Here is a 15,239-nt window from a genome sequence, read left to right on the forward strand (position 1 = left end):
GGCGGGGGTCGATCTGCAGACGATGGCCTCCGGGCGGCGCCGGGACACCCCGCGAAGACGGGGAGGACGCGGCGCCGGACATGCACGCCACTGTAACGACTGCGCCCGTGCGGCCCGAACCCGCCGGGGCGCGTCCGCCTAGAATCTGCGGGTGACCGACGCCCCCACCACGCTGCTCGCGCTGCAGAAGCGCGCGCTCGGCGTGCTCGCCGGCCTCTCCTCCGACGCCGTCGAGCTCGGCGAGCTGTTCCGCGCCGCGGGCCACGAGCTCGCGCTCGTCGGCGGGCCTGTCCGTGACGCGTTCCTCGGCCGGTCGTCGGCCGACCTGGACTTCGCGACGAGCGCGACACCCGACGAGACGCAGGCGATCCTCGCGCGCTGGGGCGACGCGCACTGGGACATCGGGCGCGAGTTCGGCACGATCGGCGCGCGGCGGTTCGGGTCGCGGCGCTCGTCGGGCGAGGACGTCGTCGTCGAGGTCACCACCTACCGCACCGACGAGTACGACCCGTCGTCGCGCAAGCCCGTCGTCGCGTTCGGCGACTCGCTCGAGGGCGACCTCTCGCGCCGCGACTTCACGGTCAACTCGATGGCCGTGCGCGTGCCGGACCTGACGTTCGTCGACCCGTTCGACGGCCTCGCCGACCTCGCGCGCGGAGTGCTGCGCACGCCGGTGGACCCGCGGCAGTCGTTCGACGACGACCCGCTGCGGATGATGCGCGCGGCGCGGTTCGCCGCCCAGCTCGGCTTCACGGTCGAGGAGGGCACGCGCGCCGCGATCGTCGACATGGCGGACCGGATCACCATCGTGTCCGCCGAGCGGGTGCGCGACGAGCTGACGAAGCTGCTGCTCTCGGCGCAGCCGCGGCTCGGGCTGCAGGTGCTCGTCGAGACGGGCCTCGCGCAGCACGTCCTGCCGGAGCTGCCCGCGCTGCGGCTCGAGATCGACGAGCACCACCGGCACAAGGACGTCTACGAGCACTCGCTGACCGTGCTCGACAAGGCGATCGCCTCGGAGACCGGCCCCGACGGCCCGGTGCCCGGCCCCGACCTGGTGCTGCGGCTCGCGGCGCTGCTGCACGACATCGGCAAGCCCCGCACGCGCCGCTTCGAGCCGGGCGGCGGCGTCAGCTTCCACCACCACGAGATGGTCGGCGCCAAGCTCACCGCCAGGCGGCTCAAGGAGCTGCGCTTCGACAAGGCGACCGTGCACGACGTCTCGCGCCTCACCGAGCTGCACCTGCGCTTCCACGGGTACGGCGAGGGCGAGTGGACCGACTCCGCGGTGCGCCGCTACGTCACCGACGCCGGCCCGCTGCTGCAGCGTCTGCACCGCCTGACGCGCTCGGACTGCACGACGCGCAACCAGCGCAAGGCCGCGCGCCTGTCCGCCGCGTACGACGACCTCGAGGCCCGCATCGAGCGGCTGCAGGAGCAGGAGGAGCTGGACGCGATCCGGCCCGACCTCGACGGCACGCAGATCATGGAGATCCTGGGCATCGGGCCGTCGCGCGAGGTGGGCGCCGCGTACAAGCACCTGCTCGAGCTGCGCATGGAGCGGGGGCCGCTGGGGGCGGATGTCGCGCGCGAGGAGCTGCTCGCGTGGTGGGGTGCGCGTTCGGGCTCGTCGTCAGACGGCTGACGGCCGGGGGGCGCGTCGCGATGCCCAGCCGTACGCCGCGGCCGTCGCGACGTAGCCCGCGGTGAGCGCCGCGAACAGCCCGCGCGAGTAGCCGGTGTCCGGGAGCGTGAACGCGGCGAGGGCAGCGGCGCCGACGAACCCCGCGTTGTAGAGCACGTCGTACAGCGCGAACGCGCGCCCGCGGAACTCGTCGGCCGTGTCGCGCTGCACGATGGTGTCGACCGCGATCTTCGCGCCCTGCGCCGCCAGGCCCAGCGCAGCGGCCGCGGTGACCAGCGCCCACAGCGCGTAGGTCACGACGACGACCGCCTGGCTGACCGCCGCGATCCCCAGGCACACGACGATCCAGGCGTGCGGTCCGATGCGCGGCGTGATCGTCGGCGTGAGCACCACGGCGAGCGCGAACCCGACGACCGTCGCGCCGAGCACCGTGCCGAACGTGCGCAGCCCGGCGGCGGCGTCGTGCGGGTCGGAGAGCAGGTTGCGCGAGATCAGCAGGCTCGCGACGAACACCACCCCGTACAGGAACCGGTGCACGGTCATCACGGCGAGCGCCCGCGCCGGGGTCCCGCGCGCGACGAGGTACCGGGCCCCCTCGACGAGCCCGCGCGCGAGCGTCCCGAGCGCCGCCCGCAGCTGGGCGGCGTCGGACAGCTCGTCGGGACCGAGGCGCTCGCGGCCGAGCCTCCCTGCGAGCGCGCTCGCGGTGCCCATGAGCGCGGCGGCGACGACGAGCGACCCGACGTCGTGCGCGAGCCCCTTGCCGGTGAGGAGTCCGACGCCGATGCCGATGCCCGCGCCGACGCCTGCCGCGGCGGTGCCGAGCGTCGGGGTGACCGAGTTGGCGGTCAGCAGCAGCTCGCCGTCGACGACGCGCGGCAGCGACGCGGACAGCGCCGCGAGCAGGAACCGGTTCACGGACAGCGTGACGAGCGTGAGCACGTACACGGCGGGCCCGACGCCGCTCGTCGCGAGGACCGCCGCGACGGCCAGCGTCAGGGCGACGCGCACGAGGTTGCCGACGAGCAGCACCTGGCGGCGACGCCACCGGTCGAGCAGCACACCGGCCCACGGACCGACGATCGTGAACGGCAGCAGCAGCACAGCGAACGACGTCGCGACACCCGTCGCGGTGCTCGCGTGCTCGGGCGAGAAGAAGAACAGCGTGGCGAGGCCGGCCTGGAAGACGCCGTCGGCCGTCTGGCTGGTCAGGCGCACGGCGAGCAGCTTGCGGAAGTCCTGCAGGGGCGCGAGCTGCCGAAGGTCCGTGATCACCTGCACACGCGCCATCCTCGCACCGCACCCCCTGCCGCCACGCGACCAAGCGGTTCGTCACGTGATCGGCGCCCACCACGCGACGAAGTGCTTGCTCGGCGGGTGCGTGCTCGGCACGACGAAGGGGCCCCGGGTGCCGAAGCACCCGGAGCCCCTCCGGTGATGCTGATCAGATCAGCGGGAGATCAGCGCTCGACCTCGCCGGCGATGAACGCCTCGAGCTGGGCGCGGCCCTTGCCGTCCTCCATCTGGACCGGCGGCGACTTCATGAAGTACGTCGACGCGGACAGGATGGGGCCACCGATGCCGCGGTCCTTGGCGATCTTCGCCGCGCGCAGCGCGTCGATGATGATGCCGGCCGAGTTCGGGGAGTCCCACACCTCGAGCTTGTACTCGAGGTTCAGGGGCACCTCGCCGAACGCGCGACCCTCGAGGCGCACGTACGCCCACTTGCGGTCGTCGAGCCAGGCGACGTAGTCCGACGGGCCGATGTGGACGTTGCGGTCGTCCTTCTTGCCGGCCAGCGGGCCGTCCTCGAGGTTCGAGGTGACGGCCTGCGTCTTCGAGATCTTCTTCGACTCCAGGCGCTCGCGCTCGAGCATGTTCTTGAAGTCCATGTTGCCGCCGACGTTCAGCTGGTACGTGCGGTCCAGGATGACGCCGCGGTCCTCGAACAGGCGGGCGAGCACGCGGTGCGTGATGGTCGCGCCGACCTGCGACTTGATGTCGTCGCCGACGATCGGGACACCGGCGGCCTCGAACTTCGCGGCCCACTCCGGGTCGGACGCGATGAAGACGGGGAGCGCGTTGACGAACGCGACGTTCGCGTCGATCGCGGCCTGCGCGTAGAACTTCGCGGCGGCCTCGGACCCGACGGGCAGGTAGCAGATGAGGACGTCGACCTGGGCCTCGCGCAGCGCGGCGACGACGTCGACCGGCTCGGCGTCCGACTCCTCGATGGTCTGCGAGTAGTACTTGCCGATGCCGTCGAGCGTGTGGCCACGCTGGACGGTCACGCCGAGCGGCGGGACGTCGGTGATCTTGATCGTGTTGTTCTCGGACGCGAGGATCGCCTCCGAGAGGTCGAAGCCGACCTTCTTCGCGTCGACGTCGAACGCGGCCACGAACTCGATGTCCTTGACGTGGTAGTCGCCGAACTGGACGTGCATCAGGCCGGGGACCTTGCTGTCCGCAGCTGCGTCGGCGTAGTAGTGGACGCCCTGGACGAGCGACGCGGCGCAGTTGCCGACGCCGACGATGGCGACGCGGATGGAGGTCATCCTCGCTCCTTCTCGGTGGTTCGCGCCGGAGAGCTCGACGAGCCCGCGGCGGTGGAAGCAGCATCGGCCGGACGACCGGTGCCAGTGGGACGCACGCGGCGGCGGCCGCGCTCGTTGTCGATGAGCCCGTCGAGCCAACGCACCTCGCGCTCGACCTGTTCGAGGCCGTGGCGCTGCAGCTCGAGCGTGTACTCGTCCATGCGCTCGCGGGTGCGGGCGAAGGACTGCCGGACGGTCTCGAGTCGCTCGGTCAGGCGCGTGCGCCTGCCTTCGAGGATCCGCAGGCGGGTCTCGGCGTCGGTCTGCGCGAAGAACGCGAACCGCACGTCGAAGTTCTCGTCCTCCCAGGCCGACGGGCCCGCGGAGGAGAGCACCTGCTGGAGGTGCTCCTTGCCGTCGGCCGTCAGCTGGTACACGATCCGGGCGCGCTTGCTCACGCCGTGCCCGTCCGTGGCCGACTCCGTGCCGACGATCCAGCCACGCTCCACGAGGGACTTGAGGCAGGGGTACAGCGAGCCGTAGGACAGGGCGCGGAACGATCCGAGCACCAGGTTGAGGCGCTTGCGCAGCTCGTAGCCGTGCATGGGCGACTCGTGCAGCAGGCCGAGGATGGCCGGCTCGAGCACGTCGGAACGACCGCGCACGTGGGCACCTCCTCGGGTGAGCGCTAGAGTCTGGGACGGGCCAGACGGACGATGTATCAACTCGATACATCCGCAGAGTATGTCGATGCGATGCGTCGAAGCAAGCCGCGTGAGGCACGCCACGCTGCGCGCGCCAGGATCGCGGCCCGATCGTGGCCGGATCGCACCCGATGCGACCACGCCACGACCGCCAGGTGCCGATCGTGTGAAGGGTCCCGGCGACGGACGTCGGTCCGGCCCCGACGACAGGTCGCTCCTCCATACTGGGCAGTCGGCCGACCCCTGCCCCCGTGCGCCCCCGAGCACGCACGGCGCGGGTCGGCACCCCCGTCGTCGTCAGGAAGGCAGCACGTTGGCAGGCTCGTCGAACGGACGGTCCGCTCCCTCGCGGTCCCGTCGCAGCTCGTCGCGCGGCACCCGCGTCGCGACCCCGCCCAAGCCCACCGGCCGCAAGCGGTTCTTCGACTACCCCCGCACCGGGTACAGCGGCCTGCACCGCTGGATCCCGTCGTGGCGCGTGGTCGTCGGCACGATCCTGGGCATGGGCTTCCTGCTCGTCGGCGGCCTCGTCGGCGCGTACGCGAGCGTCAAGGTCCCCGCCAAGGGTGCCGAGGACACGCAGGCGCAGACCTCGACCGTGTACTACGCGAACAAGGCCGACGGCAGCCAGGGCGACGTCATGGGCACCTACGCTGTGCAGAAGCGCGAGATCGTCGAGTACGACACGCTGCCCGACTACGTCGGCAAGGCCGTCGTCGCGGGCGAGGACCGTTCCTTCTTCACCAGCAGCGCGGGCATCTCGCTCACCGGCATGGCGCGCGCCTTCCTGCACAACGCGACGACGAGCGACGGCACCGTCCAGGGCGGCTCGACCCTCACGCAGCAGTACGTCGAGCGGTACTACGTGGACAAGACGACGAGGGACTACGTCGGCAAGTTCCGCGAGGCGCTGCTCGCCATCAAGATCGCGCGTACCGAGTCGAAGGAGGAGATCCTCGGCCGGTACCTCAACACCATCTACTTCGGCCGCGACTCCTACGGCGTGCAGGCGGCCTCGCAGGCGTACTTCGGCATCGACGCCAAGGACATGGACGTCTCGCAGGCGGCGCTGCTCGCGGCCGTCATCCCGTCGCCCAACAACTGGGACCCCGCCGTCAACCAGGCGAAGTCCGAGGCGCGCTGGAACATCATCCTCGACGGCATGCAGCAGGAGGGCTGGGTCTCCGCGACCGAGCGCGCCAAGCTGACGTTCCCCGACACCATCGAGTACAAGCGCACCGAGCGCTACCGCGGGTCGCAGGGCTACCTGCTGCAGATGGTCGAGGACGAGCTGGCCTCGGGCCCGACGCACATCACCAAGAGCGACCTCGAGCGTGGCGGCTACAAGGTCGTCACGACGATCCAGAAGCCGGTCCAGAAGGACATGAACGCCACCGCCAGCGACTTCCTCAAGGGGAAGCTGGTGGACGACCAGAAGCCGAACAAGCGCACCAAGCTGGCGATGGCGTCGGTGGACCCGAGCTCGGGCGCCATCGTCGCGCTCTACGGCGGCCCCGACTTCATCACCGACCAGATCAACCGTGCGTCGGTGGACACCGTCCAGGCGGGGTCGACGTTCAAGCCGTTCACGCTGCTCGCGGCGCTCGAGGACGGCAAGACGCTCACCACCCGCTACGCGGGCTACTCGCCGCAGAAGCCCAAGGGCTGGGGCCAGGCCGGCGACCCGGCGGTGCAGAACTTCGGCAACGAGCAGTTCGGCTACATCGACCTGGTGACGGCCACCGCGCAGTCGGTCAACACCGTGTACGCGCAGCTGAACCTCGACATCGGCCCGGAGAAGACGGTCGCTGCAGCGGCGGCCGCGGGCATCACCACGCCGATCACCGACCAGCCGTCGAACGTGCTCGGGACGGCGGACGTGCACCCGCTCGAGATGGCGAACGCGTACGCGACGCTCGCCGCGCAGGGCGTGCGGCACCAGACGTACATCGTCCAGCAGGTCGACAACTCCGACGGGTCGGTGGCGTACGCGAACGACAAGCCCAAGAGCAAGCGCGCGTTCCCTGCCGACGTGGTCGCGGACGCGACCTACGCGATGCAGCAGGTGGTGCAGTCCGGGTCCGGCAAGAACTACGTCAAGCCGCTCGGCCGTCCGATCGCGGGCAAGACCGGCACGTCGCAGGACAACCGGTCCGCGTGGTTCGTGGGCTTCACGCCGCAGATCTCGACCGCGGTCGCGCTCAGCCAGGTGGGTGAGGACGGCAAGTCGCGGGACACCATCACGCCGATCGGCTACAAGTTCGGCAGCCACATCGCGCTCGACGCCGTGACCGGCGGCTCGATCCCCGCGCGCATCTGGGCGAGCTACATGGGCGGCGTGTTCGAGCAGCCGCAGTACGAGGACGTCGTCGACTTCCCGCCGCGCGCGAACGTCGGCCCGACCGCGACCTCGCGCCCGACGCAGTCCGCGACGCCGTCGTCGACCCCGACGCCGACCGAGACCGAGACGGCGCCGACCGTCGACCGCGTCCCGACCGGCCTCGTCGGCAAGCTGCAGGCGGACGCCACCTCGGTGCTCTACCAGGCGGGCCTCTCGGCGACGATCACCTCGGAGTACTCGGACGACGTCATCGTCGGCCGCGTCATCCGCGTGGATCCGGGCGAGGGCAAGAAGATCGAACCGGGTGGCTCGGTCACGCTCGTCATCTCGCTGGGCCCCAAGCCCGGGCCGACGAGCAAGCCGACGCAGATCCCGACGATCGCGCCGACCAACGAGCCGACGACGAAGCCGACCAAGGATCCGGACCCGAACCCGACGCAGACGGGCGGCTCCGGTGACGGCCAGGGCGAGGACGGCTGACCTGTGGATTTCTGGCTCGCCGGGACCGCCCGGTAGGCTAGAACACTGCTGTGCCCGCGTCCCCCGCCGCCATCGGCGAGGGAGCGGGAGCACGACGAGGACTCCTCGCCGCACAGCGACGCACGAGAACCCTCCTGTCACGGAACGACCGTGACCGCGAAGACCAGAGGAGGTGGGTATGAGCCTGCGTCAGTACGAGATCATGATCATCCTCGACCCCGAGATCGAGGAGCGCACCGTCGCCCCGTCGCTCGACAAGTACCTGTCCGTCGTGAAGAACGACGGCGGTTCGGTCGACAAGGTGGACATCTGGGGCCGCCGTCGTCTCGCCTACGACATCAAGAAGAAGTCCGAGGGCATCTACGCCGTCGTGGACTTCCAGGCGACGCCGGCGACCGCCAAGGAGCTCGACCGCCAGCTCGGCCTCAACGAGGTCGTCCTGCGGACCAAGGTGCTCCGCGCCGACGCCTGAGCGCATGTCGGTGGCCGCCGCTAGCGTCCACCCGACGAACACACGACTGATTCGAACGAGCGAGGAGATGGCATGGCCGGCGAGACCGTCATCACGGTGATCGGGAACCTCACGGGGGACCCGGAGCTGCGCTTCACCCCGTCGGGTGCAGCGGTGGCCAACTTCACCGTGGCTTCCACCCCCCGCACGTTCGACCGCCAGAGCAACGAGTGGAAGGACGGCGACACGCTGTTCATGCGCTGCTCGATCTGGCGGGAGGCGGCCGAGTCGGTCGCCGAGTCGCTCACGAAGGGCACCCGCGTCATCGTGACCGGCCGCCTCGTCCAGCGCAGCTACGAGACCCGTGAGGGCGAGAAGCGCACGGTGGTCGAGCTGCAGGTCGACGAGGTCGGCCCGTCGCTGCGCTACGCCACGGCCAAGGTCACCCGGACCCAGCGTTCGGGTGGCGGCGGCTTCGGTGGTGGCGGCGGTGGCGGGAGCTACGGCGGTGGCCAGGGCGGCGGCAGCTTCGGCGGCGGTGGCCAGCAGCAGGAGGACCCGTGGGCGACGCCCGCAGGTGGCTCCGGCGGCGGCTACTCCGACGAGCCCCCGTTCTGACAGGCCCTTCACCCCAGACAACATCCCATCCCCGGGCACGGCAACGCCCGGGGCTCCATCCGAGGAGGAGCACCACGATGGCCAAGGCCGTGGTCCGCAAGCCCAAGAAGAAGCAGAACCCGCTCAAGGCGGCGAAGATCGACGTCGTCGACTACAAGGACACCGCGCTGCTGCGCAAGTTCATCTCCGACCGCGGGAAGATCCGCGCGCGTCGGGTGACCGGTGTGTCCGTCCAGGAGCAGCGCGCGATCGCGCGTGCCGTCAAGAACGCCCGCGAGATGGCCCTGCTGCCGTACTCGTCGTCGGCTCGCTGAGAAGGAGGCCGAACATGGCGAAGATCATCCTGACCCACGAGGTCACCGGTCTCGGTGCCCCGGGTGACGTCGTCGAGGTGAAGGACGGGTACGCCCGCAACTACCTCATCCCGCGCAGCCTGGCCACGCCGTGGACCAAGGGTGCCGAGAAGGACATCACCGCGATCCGCAAGGCCCGCAAGGCCCGCGAGATCGCCACGCTGGACGACGCGAAGGCCGTCCGTGACTCGCTGCAGTCGAAGCCGGTCGTCGTGACCGCGAAGGCCGGCGAGTCGGGCCGTCTGTTCGGTGCCGTCACGACCGCCGAGATCGCTGACGCGGTCAAGGCGTCGGGCGCCCCGTCGATCGACAAGCGCAAGGTCGAGATCGGCCAGCCGATCAAGGCCCTCGGCGAGTACAAGGTGTCCGTCCGCCTGCACGCGGACGTCGCCGCCACGGTGACCGTCAAGGTCGTCGCCGGCTGACGCCAGCCTGACACGCACGAAGCCCCGCCCCCGGTCGCCCGGGTGGCGGGGCTTCGTGCGTGCGGCGTCAGCGGTCGAGGACCACCTTGCGCGTCTCGTCGCTCGCGTGGTCGAGGGTGAACGAGGTGCTGCGGTAGAAGCCGTACGGGTCGTACATCCCGATCTCGTCACCGACGCCGACGTGGCAGGTGAAGTCCCCGTCGGCATCCGTCTCCGTCTCGCCGCTGAGGCACCCGACGACGATCCCCACGACAGGCGACCCGTCCTGCGACACCACGTGCCCGCGCACCGCGTACGCCTTGTCGAGCGACAGCCGCACGATGGTGCGCGACGTGCCGGTGGGCACGTGCACGTCGGTGCTGCCGCCCGCGCACCCCGCGGGCGCCTCGACGCTCGCGACCGTGTAGTCGCCGGCGGCGACCCCGCTCACGCTCCAGGTTCCGTCCTTGTGCACCACCGCGTCGCCGGAGGGCTGGTCGTACCGGTCGGTCACGTAGACGGCGCTCTCCAGGCTGCCCGACGCGCAGGCGGCCGAGATCCTCCCGTGCAGCGTCGTGTGGCCGGCGACGGCCTTCGTCGTACCGAGCGAGGCGGTGCCGCCAGCGGCGAGGTGAACCCACGCGGACGCGACGCCGTTGCCGAGCACCACGCGGTACGACCCCTGCGCCGCGTCGAGCGAGAAGCGCCCGTGGCCGTCTAGCTCGGCGCGCACGCCCGGGCCGCCCTTCTGCTCGATGCGCACGCCGGTGCCGTCCTCGTCGTCGTAGCCGACGACCGTGCCCGTGAGGTGGCCGGCCGGACCGAGCTCGAGACGCGTGACCTCCGCGACGGCGCCGTGCACGACCTCGACCGAGGCCGCCGCCGTGACGACCCCGTCCTTCGCCGTCGCGGTCACGGTGACACGGCCGGTCGGCAGCGTTCCGATCGTGTAGCGCCCGTCCTCGTCGGTGCGGTCGTGCGCGCCGAGCTGCGAGTGCTCCGCGTCGGCGTGCACGTCGACGCCGGCGAGCGGCTTGCCGTCGGTGCCGACGACGACGCCGGTCACCCGCTCAGCGGGCGCCACTTCGATGTCGGCGGTCGAGACCTCGCCCGCCGCTGGGTGCAGGACATCCGACTCGGGCAGCCGCACGGTGCTCCCGGCCCAGGTGTCGAACCAGGTGCCCTTCGCATCCTGCTTCACGACGAGGACGTAGTCCTTCGGGCGCACGAGGTCGAGCTCGTACCGCCCGTCGGCGTCGGTCGTCGCGGTCTTCACGGCGTCCCACGGGTGCGGGGAGACGTACATCTCGACCTTCGCGCCGCGCAGCGGCTTGCCGTCGCGGGTCACGATCCCCGTGACGGTCCCGCGCGAGCCGCTCGACCGCTTCGGTGTGAACGTCGGTGTGAACGTCGGCGTGGTCGTCGGCACGGCGCCGGCGGGAGCGGCGGTCACGGTTGCGGCACTCGTCGGGGACCCCGTCCCCGCGCTCGCTCCCGGCGCGACTCCCGAGCAGCCCGCGACGAGCGCCGCCGCGGCGAATCCCGTCGACGCCGCCGCGACAGTCGCCCTTCCCACCCTGGTCCTCATGTCGATCCCCTCGTCGAGCGTGGCGCCCCCTGCGGGCACGCGCTGACGTAGGGACGAACGAGGCCCCCGTTTCGTTGGGGTCAGGCGACGCCCAGGTACGCCTGCTTCACCGCGGGGTCGGCGAGGAGCTCCTTGCCGTTGCCGGACTTGATGACCTCGCCGGTCTCGAGGATGTAGGCGCGGTGCGAGCGGGACAGCGCCTGCTGCGCGTTCTGCTCGACGAGCAGCACCGTGGTTCCCGACTCGTTGATCTCGGACACGATCCGGAAGATCTGCTGGATCACGAGCGGCGCGAGGCCCATCGACGGCTCGTCGAGCAGGAGCAGTCGGGGCCGGGCCATGAGCGCGCGTCCGATCGCGACCATCTGCTGCTCGCCGCCGGACAGGGTCCCGCCCACCTGCGTGCGGCGCTCCTTGAGGCGGGGGAACAGCTCGTAGACGCGGTCCACCGTCTCGTCGTGCTCCGCCTTCGACGCGAACTTGCGCGCGTAGGCGCCCATCTCGAGGTTCTCGACGACGGTCATGCCCGGGAACACGCCGCGGCCCTCGGGGGCCTGGACGATGCCGGCGAGCACACGCTCGTGGGCCTTCATCCGCGTGATGTCCTTGCCGTCGAACCACACCGACCCGCGCGAGACGGGGCGGATGCCGGAGATGGCGCGCATCGTCGTCGTCTTGCCGGCGCCGTTCGCGCCGATGAGCGTGACGAGCTCGCCCTCCTCGACGGTGAGCGACACGCCCCGGACGGCCTCGATGCGGCCGTAGGCGAGCGTGAGGTCCTTGAGCTCAAGCAGAGGCATCGTCGGGAACCCCCAGGTAGGCGGCGACAACGGCCGGGTCGGACGAGACGTCGGCCGGGAGGCCGTCGGCGATCTTGCGGCCGAACTCGAGCACCACCACACGGTCGGTGACGCCCATGACCAGGCGCATGTCGTGCTCGATGAGCAGCACGGTGTAGCCGTCGTCGCGGATCTTGCGGATGAGGTCCATGAGCTGCTGCTTCTCGGCCGGGTTGAAGCCCGCGGCGGGCTCGTCGAGGCACAGGAGCTTGGGCTCGGTGGCGAGCGCACGCGCGATCTCGAGGCGCCGCTGGTCGCCGTACGGGAGGTTGCGTGCCTGCTGCGTGGCGCGGTGCCCGATGCCGACGAACTCCAGCAGGGCCATCGCACGGTCGAGCGCGTCGCGCTCCTCGCGGCGGTGGCGCGGGCTGCGGAAGAGCGCGCCGGGGACCGACGTGCGGTGGCGGGCGTCCGTGCCGACGACGACGTTCTCGAGCGCCGTCATGTCGTTGAACAACCGGATGTTCTGGAACGTGCGCGCGATGCCGAGGCGGGTGATCGCGTTGCGCTTGATCGCACCGATCGGCTTGCCGTCGAACCGCACCTGCCCCGACGTGGGCCGGTAGACGCCCGACATCGTGTTGAAGCACGTGGTCTTGCCGGCGCCGTTCGGGCCGATGAGGCCGAGGATCTCGCCGCGACGGATGTCGAACGTCACGCCGTCGAGCGCGGTGAGGCCACCGAACCGGACGGTCACGTCCTGCATCTGCAGCAGCGGCTCGCCCACAGCGGTGCGGATCTCCCGCTCGGGAGCGACCATCTCCGCGACGATCGTCTCGTCGGCGAGGTCGGGGTTGACCGCGGCGACGTCGACCGGGACCGCGGTGGTGCCGCCGTCCGGCAGGTACTCCTCGGGGAGGTCCTCGGACGTCTCGATCGCGTCGTCGGGTGCGCGGTACTGCTCGTCGTGCTCGGACCCGGCGCCCATGCCTCCGGACTCGCTCATCGGGCACCCCCCTTCGCGTCGTCGGCGGAGACCTCGGTGCGGGCGGTGAGCGCGCGGTACGCGTCGCGCGCCGCCACGTACACCTGGCGTCCGTACGCCAGGAGCTTCTGGCGTGCCGGGATCAGGCCTTGTGGCCGGAAGATCATGAGGACGACGAGCGCGAGCCCGAAGAACAGGTACTTGTAGTTCGCGATGTCGTTGCCGTTGATCTGGAAGCCCAGCAGCGAGGTGCGGCCGAGGAAGAAGTTCGGCAGGTACACGATGATGAACGCCCCGAGGATCACGCCGAGCTTGTTGCCCTGGCCGCCGAGGACGACGGCGCACAGGAACAGCATCGAGTTGATGACGTTGAACGTCGTCGGCACGACGAACTGCACCTGGCCCGCGTACAGCGCACCGGACAGGCCGCCGATGGAGGCGCCGATGACGAACGCCCACAGCTTGAACTTGAACGTCGGCACGCCCATGATCTCGGCCGCGTCCTCGTCCTCGCGGATCGCGACCCAGGCGCGCCCGACGCGCGAGCGCTCGAGGTTCCCGACGAGCACGAGCGTGATGATGATCAGCACGATGCTCAGCCAGAACCACCAGGTCCCGGAGTTGAGCGGGCTGTGGGTGTTGCCGGCCGAGAAGACGCCGTTGGGGTTCTTGGCGCTCTCCCCGACGACGGGGTAGGCGATCTGCGACAGGCCGCGCCCGCCGCCCGTGAGGGTCGTGAGGTTGTCGGCCAGCAGGCGGACGATCTCACCGAAGCCGAGCGTCACGATCGCGAGGTAGTCACCGCGCAGCCGCAGCGTGGGCGACCCGAGGATCAGGCCGGACACGGCGGTGATGCCGATCGCGATCGGTACGGCGAACAGCCACGCCCAGTCACGCGAGAGCCAGTCGTCCGTGAGGTTCCACGGGCTGTCGGGACTGGTGATGAGGCCGACTGTGTAGGCGCCGATCGCGTAGAAGCCGACGTACCCGAGGTCGAGCAGGCCGGTCTGGCCGACGACGACGTTGAGGCCGATCGCGAGCAGCGCGTACATGCCGAACTGCGCGAGCACGCTGCCGAAGTCGGTGCCGACGGTCGTCAGCACCGGCGGACGGATGACCGGCAGGAGCGCGATCAGGACGATGAACGGCACGCCGATGCCCCACTGCGCGGGCCGCGCGAGCGCGTCCCACCACAGGCGGAACCGGTCGCCGATGCCGATGTTCGGGGTCTCGACGGTGTCGAGAGAGGCCGAGCCGGAGGTCGAGGTGGTCATGCGCGTGCCCTCCCGAGGGACTCACCCAGGATGCCGGTGGGTCGGAACATCAGCACGAGGATCAGGAGCACGAACGCGACGACGTCACGCCACTCCGTGCCGAACAGGGCCTGCCCGTACAGCTCCATGACGCCGAGCAGCAGACCACCGAGCAGGGCGCCGCGCAGGTTGCCGATGCCGCCGAGGACCGCGGCGCTGAACGCCTTGATGCCGAGGATGAAGCCGCCCGAGTAGATGATCCCGGTGGGGACCCGGAGCGTGTAGAGCAGGGCGGCGGCGCCGGCGAGGACACCGCCGATGAGGAACGTCAGCATGATGACGCGCTCGCGCGAGACGCCCATGAGGGTCGCGGTGACGGGGTCCTGCGCGACGGCGCGGATGCCGCGACCGAACTTCGTCAGCGACACGAACCGCTCGGTGGCGACGGCCAGGAGGATCGCGGCGACGAAGATGATGATCTCGACGTTCGTCACGTCGGCGCCCAGGAACGTGAACTGCACGCTCGGCTCGACGAGCCGAATGGGCTGCTGCGCGTTGACGCCGCCGAGCTTCTGGTTCGTGAGCTTCGGGAGCACGAAGTGCACGAACTCCTGCAGGATGAACGACGCGCCGATCGCGGTGATGAGGAAGACGAGCGACGGGGCCCCGCGTTTGCGCAGCGGTCGGTACGCGACGCGTTCGAGCCCGACGGCCGCGCCGCCCGAGACGGCCATGCCGCCGAGCATCGCGATGCCGAGGTACAGGATCGTCAGCAGCGTGCCCTCGCTGTAGGCGTTGCCGTTGGGTGTGAACCCGAGCGCCATGAGGACCGCGTACTGCCCGAACATGCCGAGCATGAAGATCTCGGAGTGGGCGAAGTTGATGAGCCGCAGCACGCCGTACACGAGCGTGTAGCCGACGGCGACGAGGGCGTAGATCGATCCGTACGTGAGGCCGTCGACCGTCAGCGCCCAGAAGTTGTGGGTGAGCGCGTGGACGTTGAAGTCGATGACGTCGTTCGTGAGGACCTGGGTGACGAGCTGACCGCTCATGGTGCTCCTTGTGGCCTGACCGGCGGGACATGCACGACGGCCGGGCCCCCGAGAG

At 70.6% G+C, this 15,239-nt stretch carries 15 protein-coding genes; 7 read left to right on the forward strand and 8 right to left on the reverse strand.

What is annotated here, in order from left to right; genetic code table 11:
- Nucleotides 1-151 precede the first annotated feature (151 nt).
- Entirely contained in the window at nucleotides 152-1,642 is a 1,491-nt protein-coding gene (locus tag AW16_RS0104590; protein WP_034648122.1) for a CCA tRNA nucleotidyltransferase, read from the forward strand.
- On the opposite strand, the gene AW16_RS0104595 is transcribed toward AW16_RS0104590, so the two are convergent.
- The 3 genes from AW16_RS0104595 to AW16_RS0104605 form a co-directional block, all read right to left on the reverse strand.
- Nucleotides 1,631-2,932 carry an MFS transporter gene (locus tag AW16_RS0104595; RefSeq protein ID WP_029288483.1) on the reverse strand — a complete coding sequence of 434 codons (1,302 nt, stop codon included), beginning with the start codon at nucleotides 2,930-2,932 and terminating at the stop codon, nucleotides 1,631-1,633. The genes AW16_RS0104590 and AW16_RS0104595 overlap by 12 nt on opposite strands.
- Nucleotides 2,933-3,102: 170 nt before the next feature.
- The gene (locus AW16_RS0104600) at nucleotides 3,103-4,197 is read right to left on the reverse strand and encodes an inositol-3-phosphate synthase (RefSeq protein WP_029288484.1); all 1,095 of its coding nucleotides are present in this window, start codon (nucleotides 4,195-4,197) and stop codon (nucleotides 3,103-3,105) included.
- Entirely contained in the window at nucleotides 4,194-4,841 is a 648-nt protein-coding gene (locus tag AW16_RS0104605; RefSeq protein ID WP_029288486.1) for a PadR family transcriptional regulator, read from the reverse strand. The genes AW16_RS0104600 and AW16_RS0104605 overlap by 4 nt, the downstream gene beginning before the upstream one ends.
- Before the next feature lie 352 nt (nucleotides 4,842-5,193).
- Between AW16_RS0104605 and AW16_RS0104610 the strand changes: the two genes are divergently transcribed.
- From AW16_RS0104610 to rplI, 5 genes are all read left to right on the forward strand, one after another.
- On the forward strand, nucleotides 5,194-7,701 hold the full coding sequence (locus AW16_RS0104610; protein ID WP_034648123.1) for a transglycosylase domain-containing protein: 2,508 nt from the start codon (nucleotides 5,194-5,196) through the stop codon (nucleotides 7,699-7,701).
- A 178-nt stretch (nucleotides 7,702-7,879) separates the two neighbouring features.
- Nucleotides 7,880-8,173 carry a 30S ribosomal protein S6 gene (gene rpsF, locus AW16_RS0104615; protein WP_029288490.1) on the forward strand — a complete coding sequence of 98 codons (294 nt, stop codon included), beginning with the start codon at nucleotides 7,880-7,882 and terminating at the stop codon, nucleotides 8,171-8,173.
- Nucleotides 8,174-8,245: 72 nt separating this feature from the next.
- Nucleotides 8,246-8,770: a single-stranded DNA-binding protein gene (locus AW16_RS0104620; RefSeq protein WP_029288492.1), complete on the forward strand. Its 525-nt coding sequence runs from the start codon at nucleotides 8,246-8,248 to the stop codon at nucleotides 8,768-8,770.
- A gap of 77 nt (nucleotides 8,771-8,847) precedes the next feature.
- On the forward strand, nucleotides 8,848-9,084 hold the full coding sequence (gene rpsR, locus AW16_RS0104625) for a 30S ribosomal protein S18 (RefSeq protein WP_028051084.1): 237 nt from the start codon (nucleotides 8,848-8,850) through the stop codon (nucleotides 9,082-9,084).
- Nucleotides 9,085-9,098: 14 nt separating this feature from the next.
- A complete protein-coding gene (gene rplI / locus AW16_RS0104630; protein WP_029288496.1) occupies nucleotides 9,099-9,548 on the forward strand; it encodes a 50S ribosomal protein L9 in 450 nt (149 codons plus the stop codon).
- A 67-nt stretch (nucleotides 9,549-9,615) separates the two neighbouring features.
- On the opposite strand, the gene AW16_RS0104635 is transcribed toward rplI, so the two are convergent.
- Nucleotides 9,616-10,875, reverse strand: a complete 1,260-nt coding sequence (locus AW16_RS0104635) for a carboxypeptidase-like regulatory domain-containing protein (protein ID WP_034648124.1) — start codon at nucleotides 10,873-10,875, stop codon at nucleotides 9,616-9,618.
- A gap of 7 nt (nucleotides 10,876-10,882) precedes the next feature.
- On the opposite strand from AW16_RS0104635, the gene AW16_RS18565 reads away from it, so the two are divergent.
- On the forward strand, nucleotides 10,883-11,161 hold the full coding sequence (locus tag AW16_RS18565) for a hypothetical protein (protein ID WP_029288500.1): 279 nt from the start codon (nucleotides 10,883-10,885) through the stop codon (nucleotides 11,159-11,161).
- 34 nt (nucleotides 11,162-11,195) lie between these two features.
- On the opposite strand, the gene AW16_RS0104645 is transcribed toward AW16_RS18565, so the two are convergent.
- From AW16_RS0104645 to AW16_RS0104660, 4 genes are all read right to left on the reverse strand, one after another.
- A complete protein-coding gene (locus AW16_RS0104645; RefSeq protein ID WP_029288502.1) occupies nucleotides 11,196-11,915 on the reverse strand; it encodes an ABC transporter ATP-binding protein in 720 nt (239 codons plus the stop codon).
- On the reverse strand, nucleotides 11,902-12,714 hold the full coding sequence (locus tag AW16_RS0104650; protein ID WP_231495953.1) for an ABC transporter ATP-binding protein: 813 nt from the start codon (nucleotides 12,712-12,714) through the stop codon (nucleotides 11,902-11,904). Before AW16_RS0104650 ends, AW16_RS0104645 begins: the two co-directional genes overlap by 14 nt.
- A gap of 182 nt (nucleotides 12,715-12,896) precedes the next feature.
- Nucleotides 12,897-14,153 carry a branched-chain amino acid ABC transporter permease gene (locus AW16_RS0104655; protein ID WP_051681660.1) on the reverse strand — a complete coding sequence of 419 codons (1,257 nt, stop codon included), beginning with the start codon at nucleotides 14,151-14,153 and terminating at the stop codon, nucleotides 12,897-12,899.
- Nucleotides 14,150-15,184: a branched-chain amino acid ABC transporter permease gene (locus AW16_RS0104660; RefSeq protein ID WP_029288507.1), complete on the reverse strand. Its 1,035-nt coding sequence runs from the start codon at nucleotides 15,182-15,184 to the stop codon at nucleotides 14,150-14,152. Before AW16_RS0104660 ends, AW16_RS0104655 begins: the two co-directional genes overlap by 4 nt.
- Nucleotides 15,185-15,239: the final 55 nt, after the last annotated feature.

It is taken from the genome of Cellulomonas sp. HZM (genome assembly GCF_000708885.1).
Lineage (GTDB): Bacteria > Actinomycetota > Actinomycetes > Actinomycetales > Cellulomonadaceae > Cellulomonas.

Excerpts from the sequence above, each read along its gene's own strand:
- AW16_RS0104650 (WP_231495953.1), bottom strand. The coding sequence starts at position 12,714 with ATGGTCGCTCCCGAGCGGGAGATCCGCACCGCTGTGGGCGAGCCGCTG.
- AW16_RS0104595 (WP_029288483.1), bottom strand. The coding sequence starts at position 2,932 with ATGGCGCGTGTGCAGGTGATCACGGACCTTCGGCAGCTCGCGCCCCTG.
- AW16_RS0104620 (WP_029288492.1), top strand. The coding sequence starts at position 8,246 with ATGGCCGGCGAGACCGTCATCACGGTGATCGGGAACCTCACGGGGGAC.
- AW16_RS0104660 (WP_029288507.1), bottom strand. The coding sequence starts at position 15,184 with ATGAGCGGTCAGCTCGTCACCCAGGTCCTCACGAACGACGTCATCGAC.
- rpsF (WP_029288490.1), top strand. The coding sequence starts at position 7,880 with ATGAGCCTGCGTCAGTACGAGATCATGATCATCCTCGACCCCGAGATC.
- AW16_RS0104655 (WP_051681660.1), bottom strand. The coding sequence starts at position 14,153 with ATGACCACCTCGACCTCCGGCTCGGCCTCTCTCGACACCGTCGAGACC.
- rplI (WP_029288496.1), top strand. The coding sequence starts at position 9,099 with ATGGCGAAGATCATCCTGACCCACGAGGTCACCGGTCTCGGTGCCCCG.
- AW16_RS0104645 (WP_029288502.1), bottom strand. The coding sequence starts at position 11,915 with ATGCCTCTGCTTGAGCTCAAGGACCTCACGCTCGCCTACGGCCGCATC.
- rpsR (WP_028051084.1), top strand. The coding sequence starts at position 8,848 with ATGGCCAAGGCCGTGGTCCGCAAGCCCAAGAAGAAGCAGAACCCGCTC.
- AW16_RS0104600 (WP_029288484.1), bottom strand. The coding sequence starts at position 4,197 with ATGACCTCCATCCGCGTCGCCATCGTCGGCGTCGGCAACTGCGCCGCG.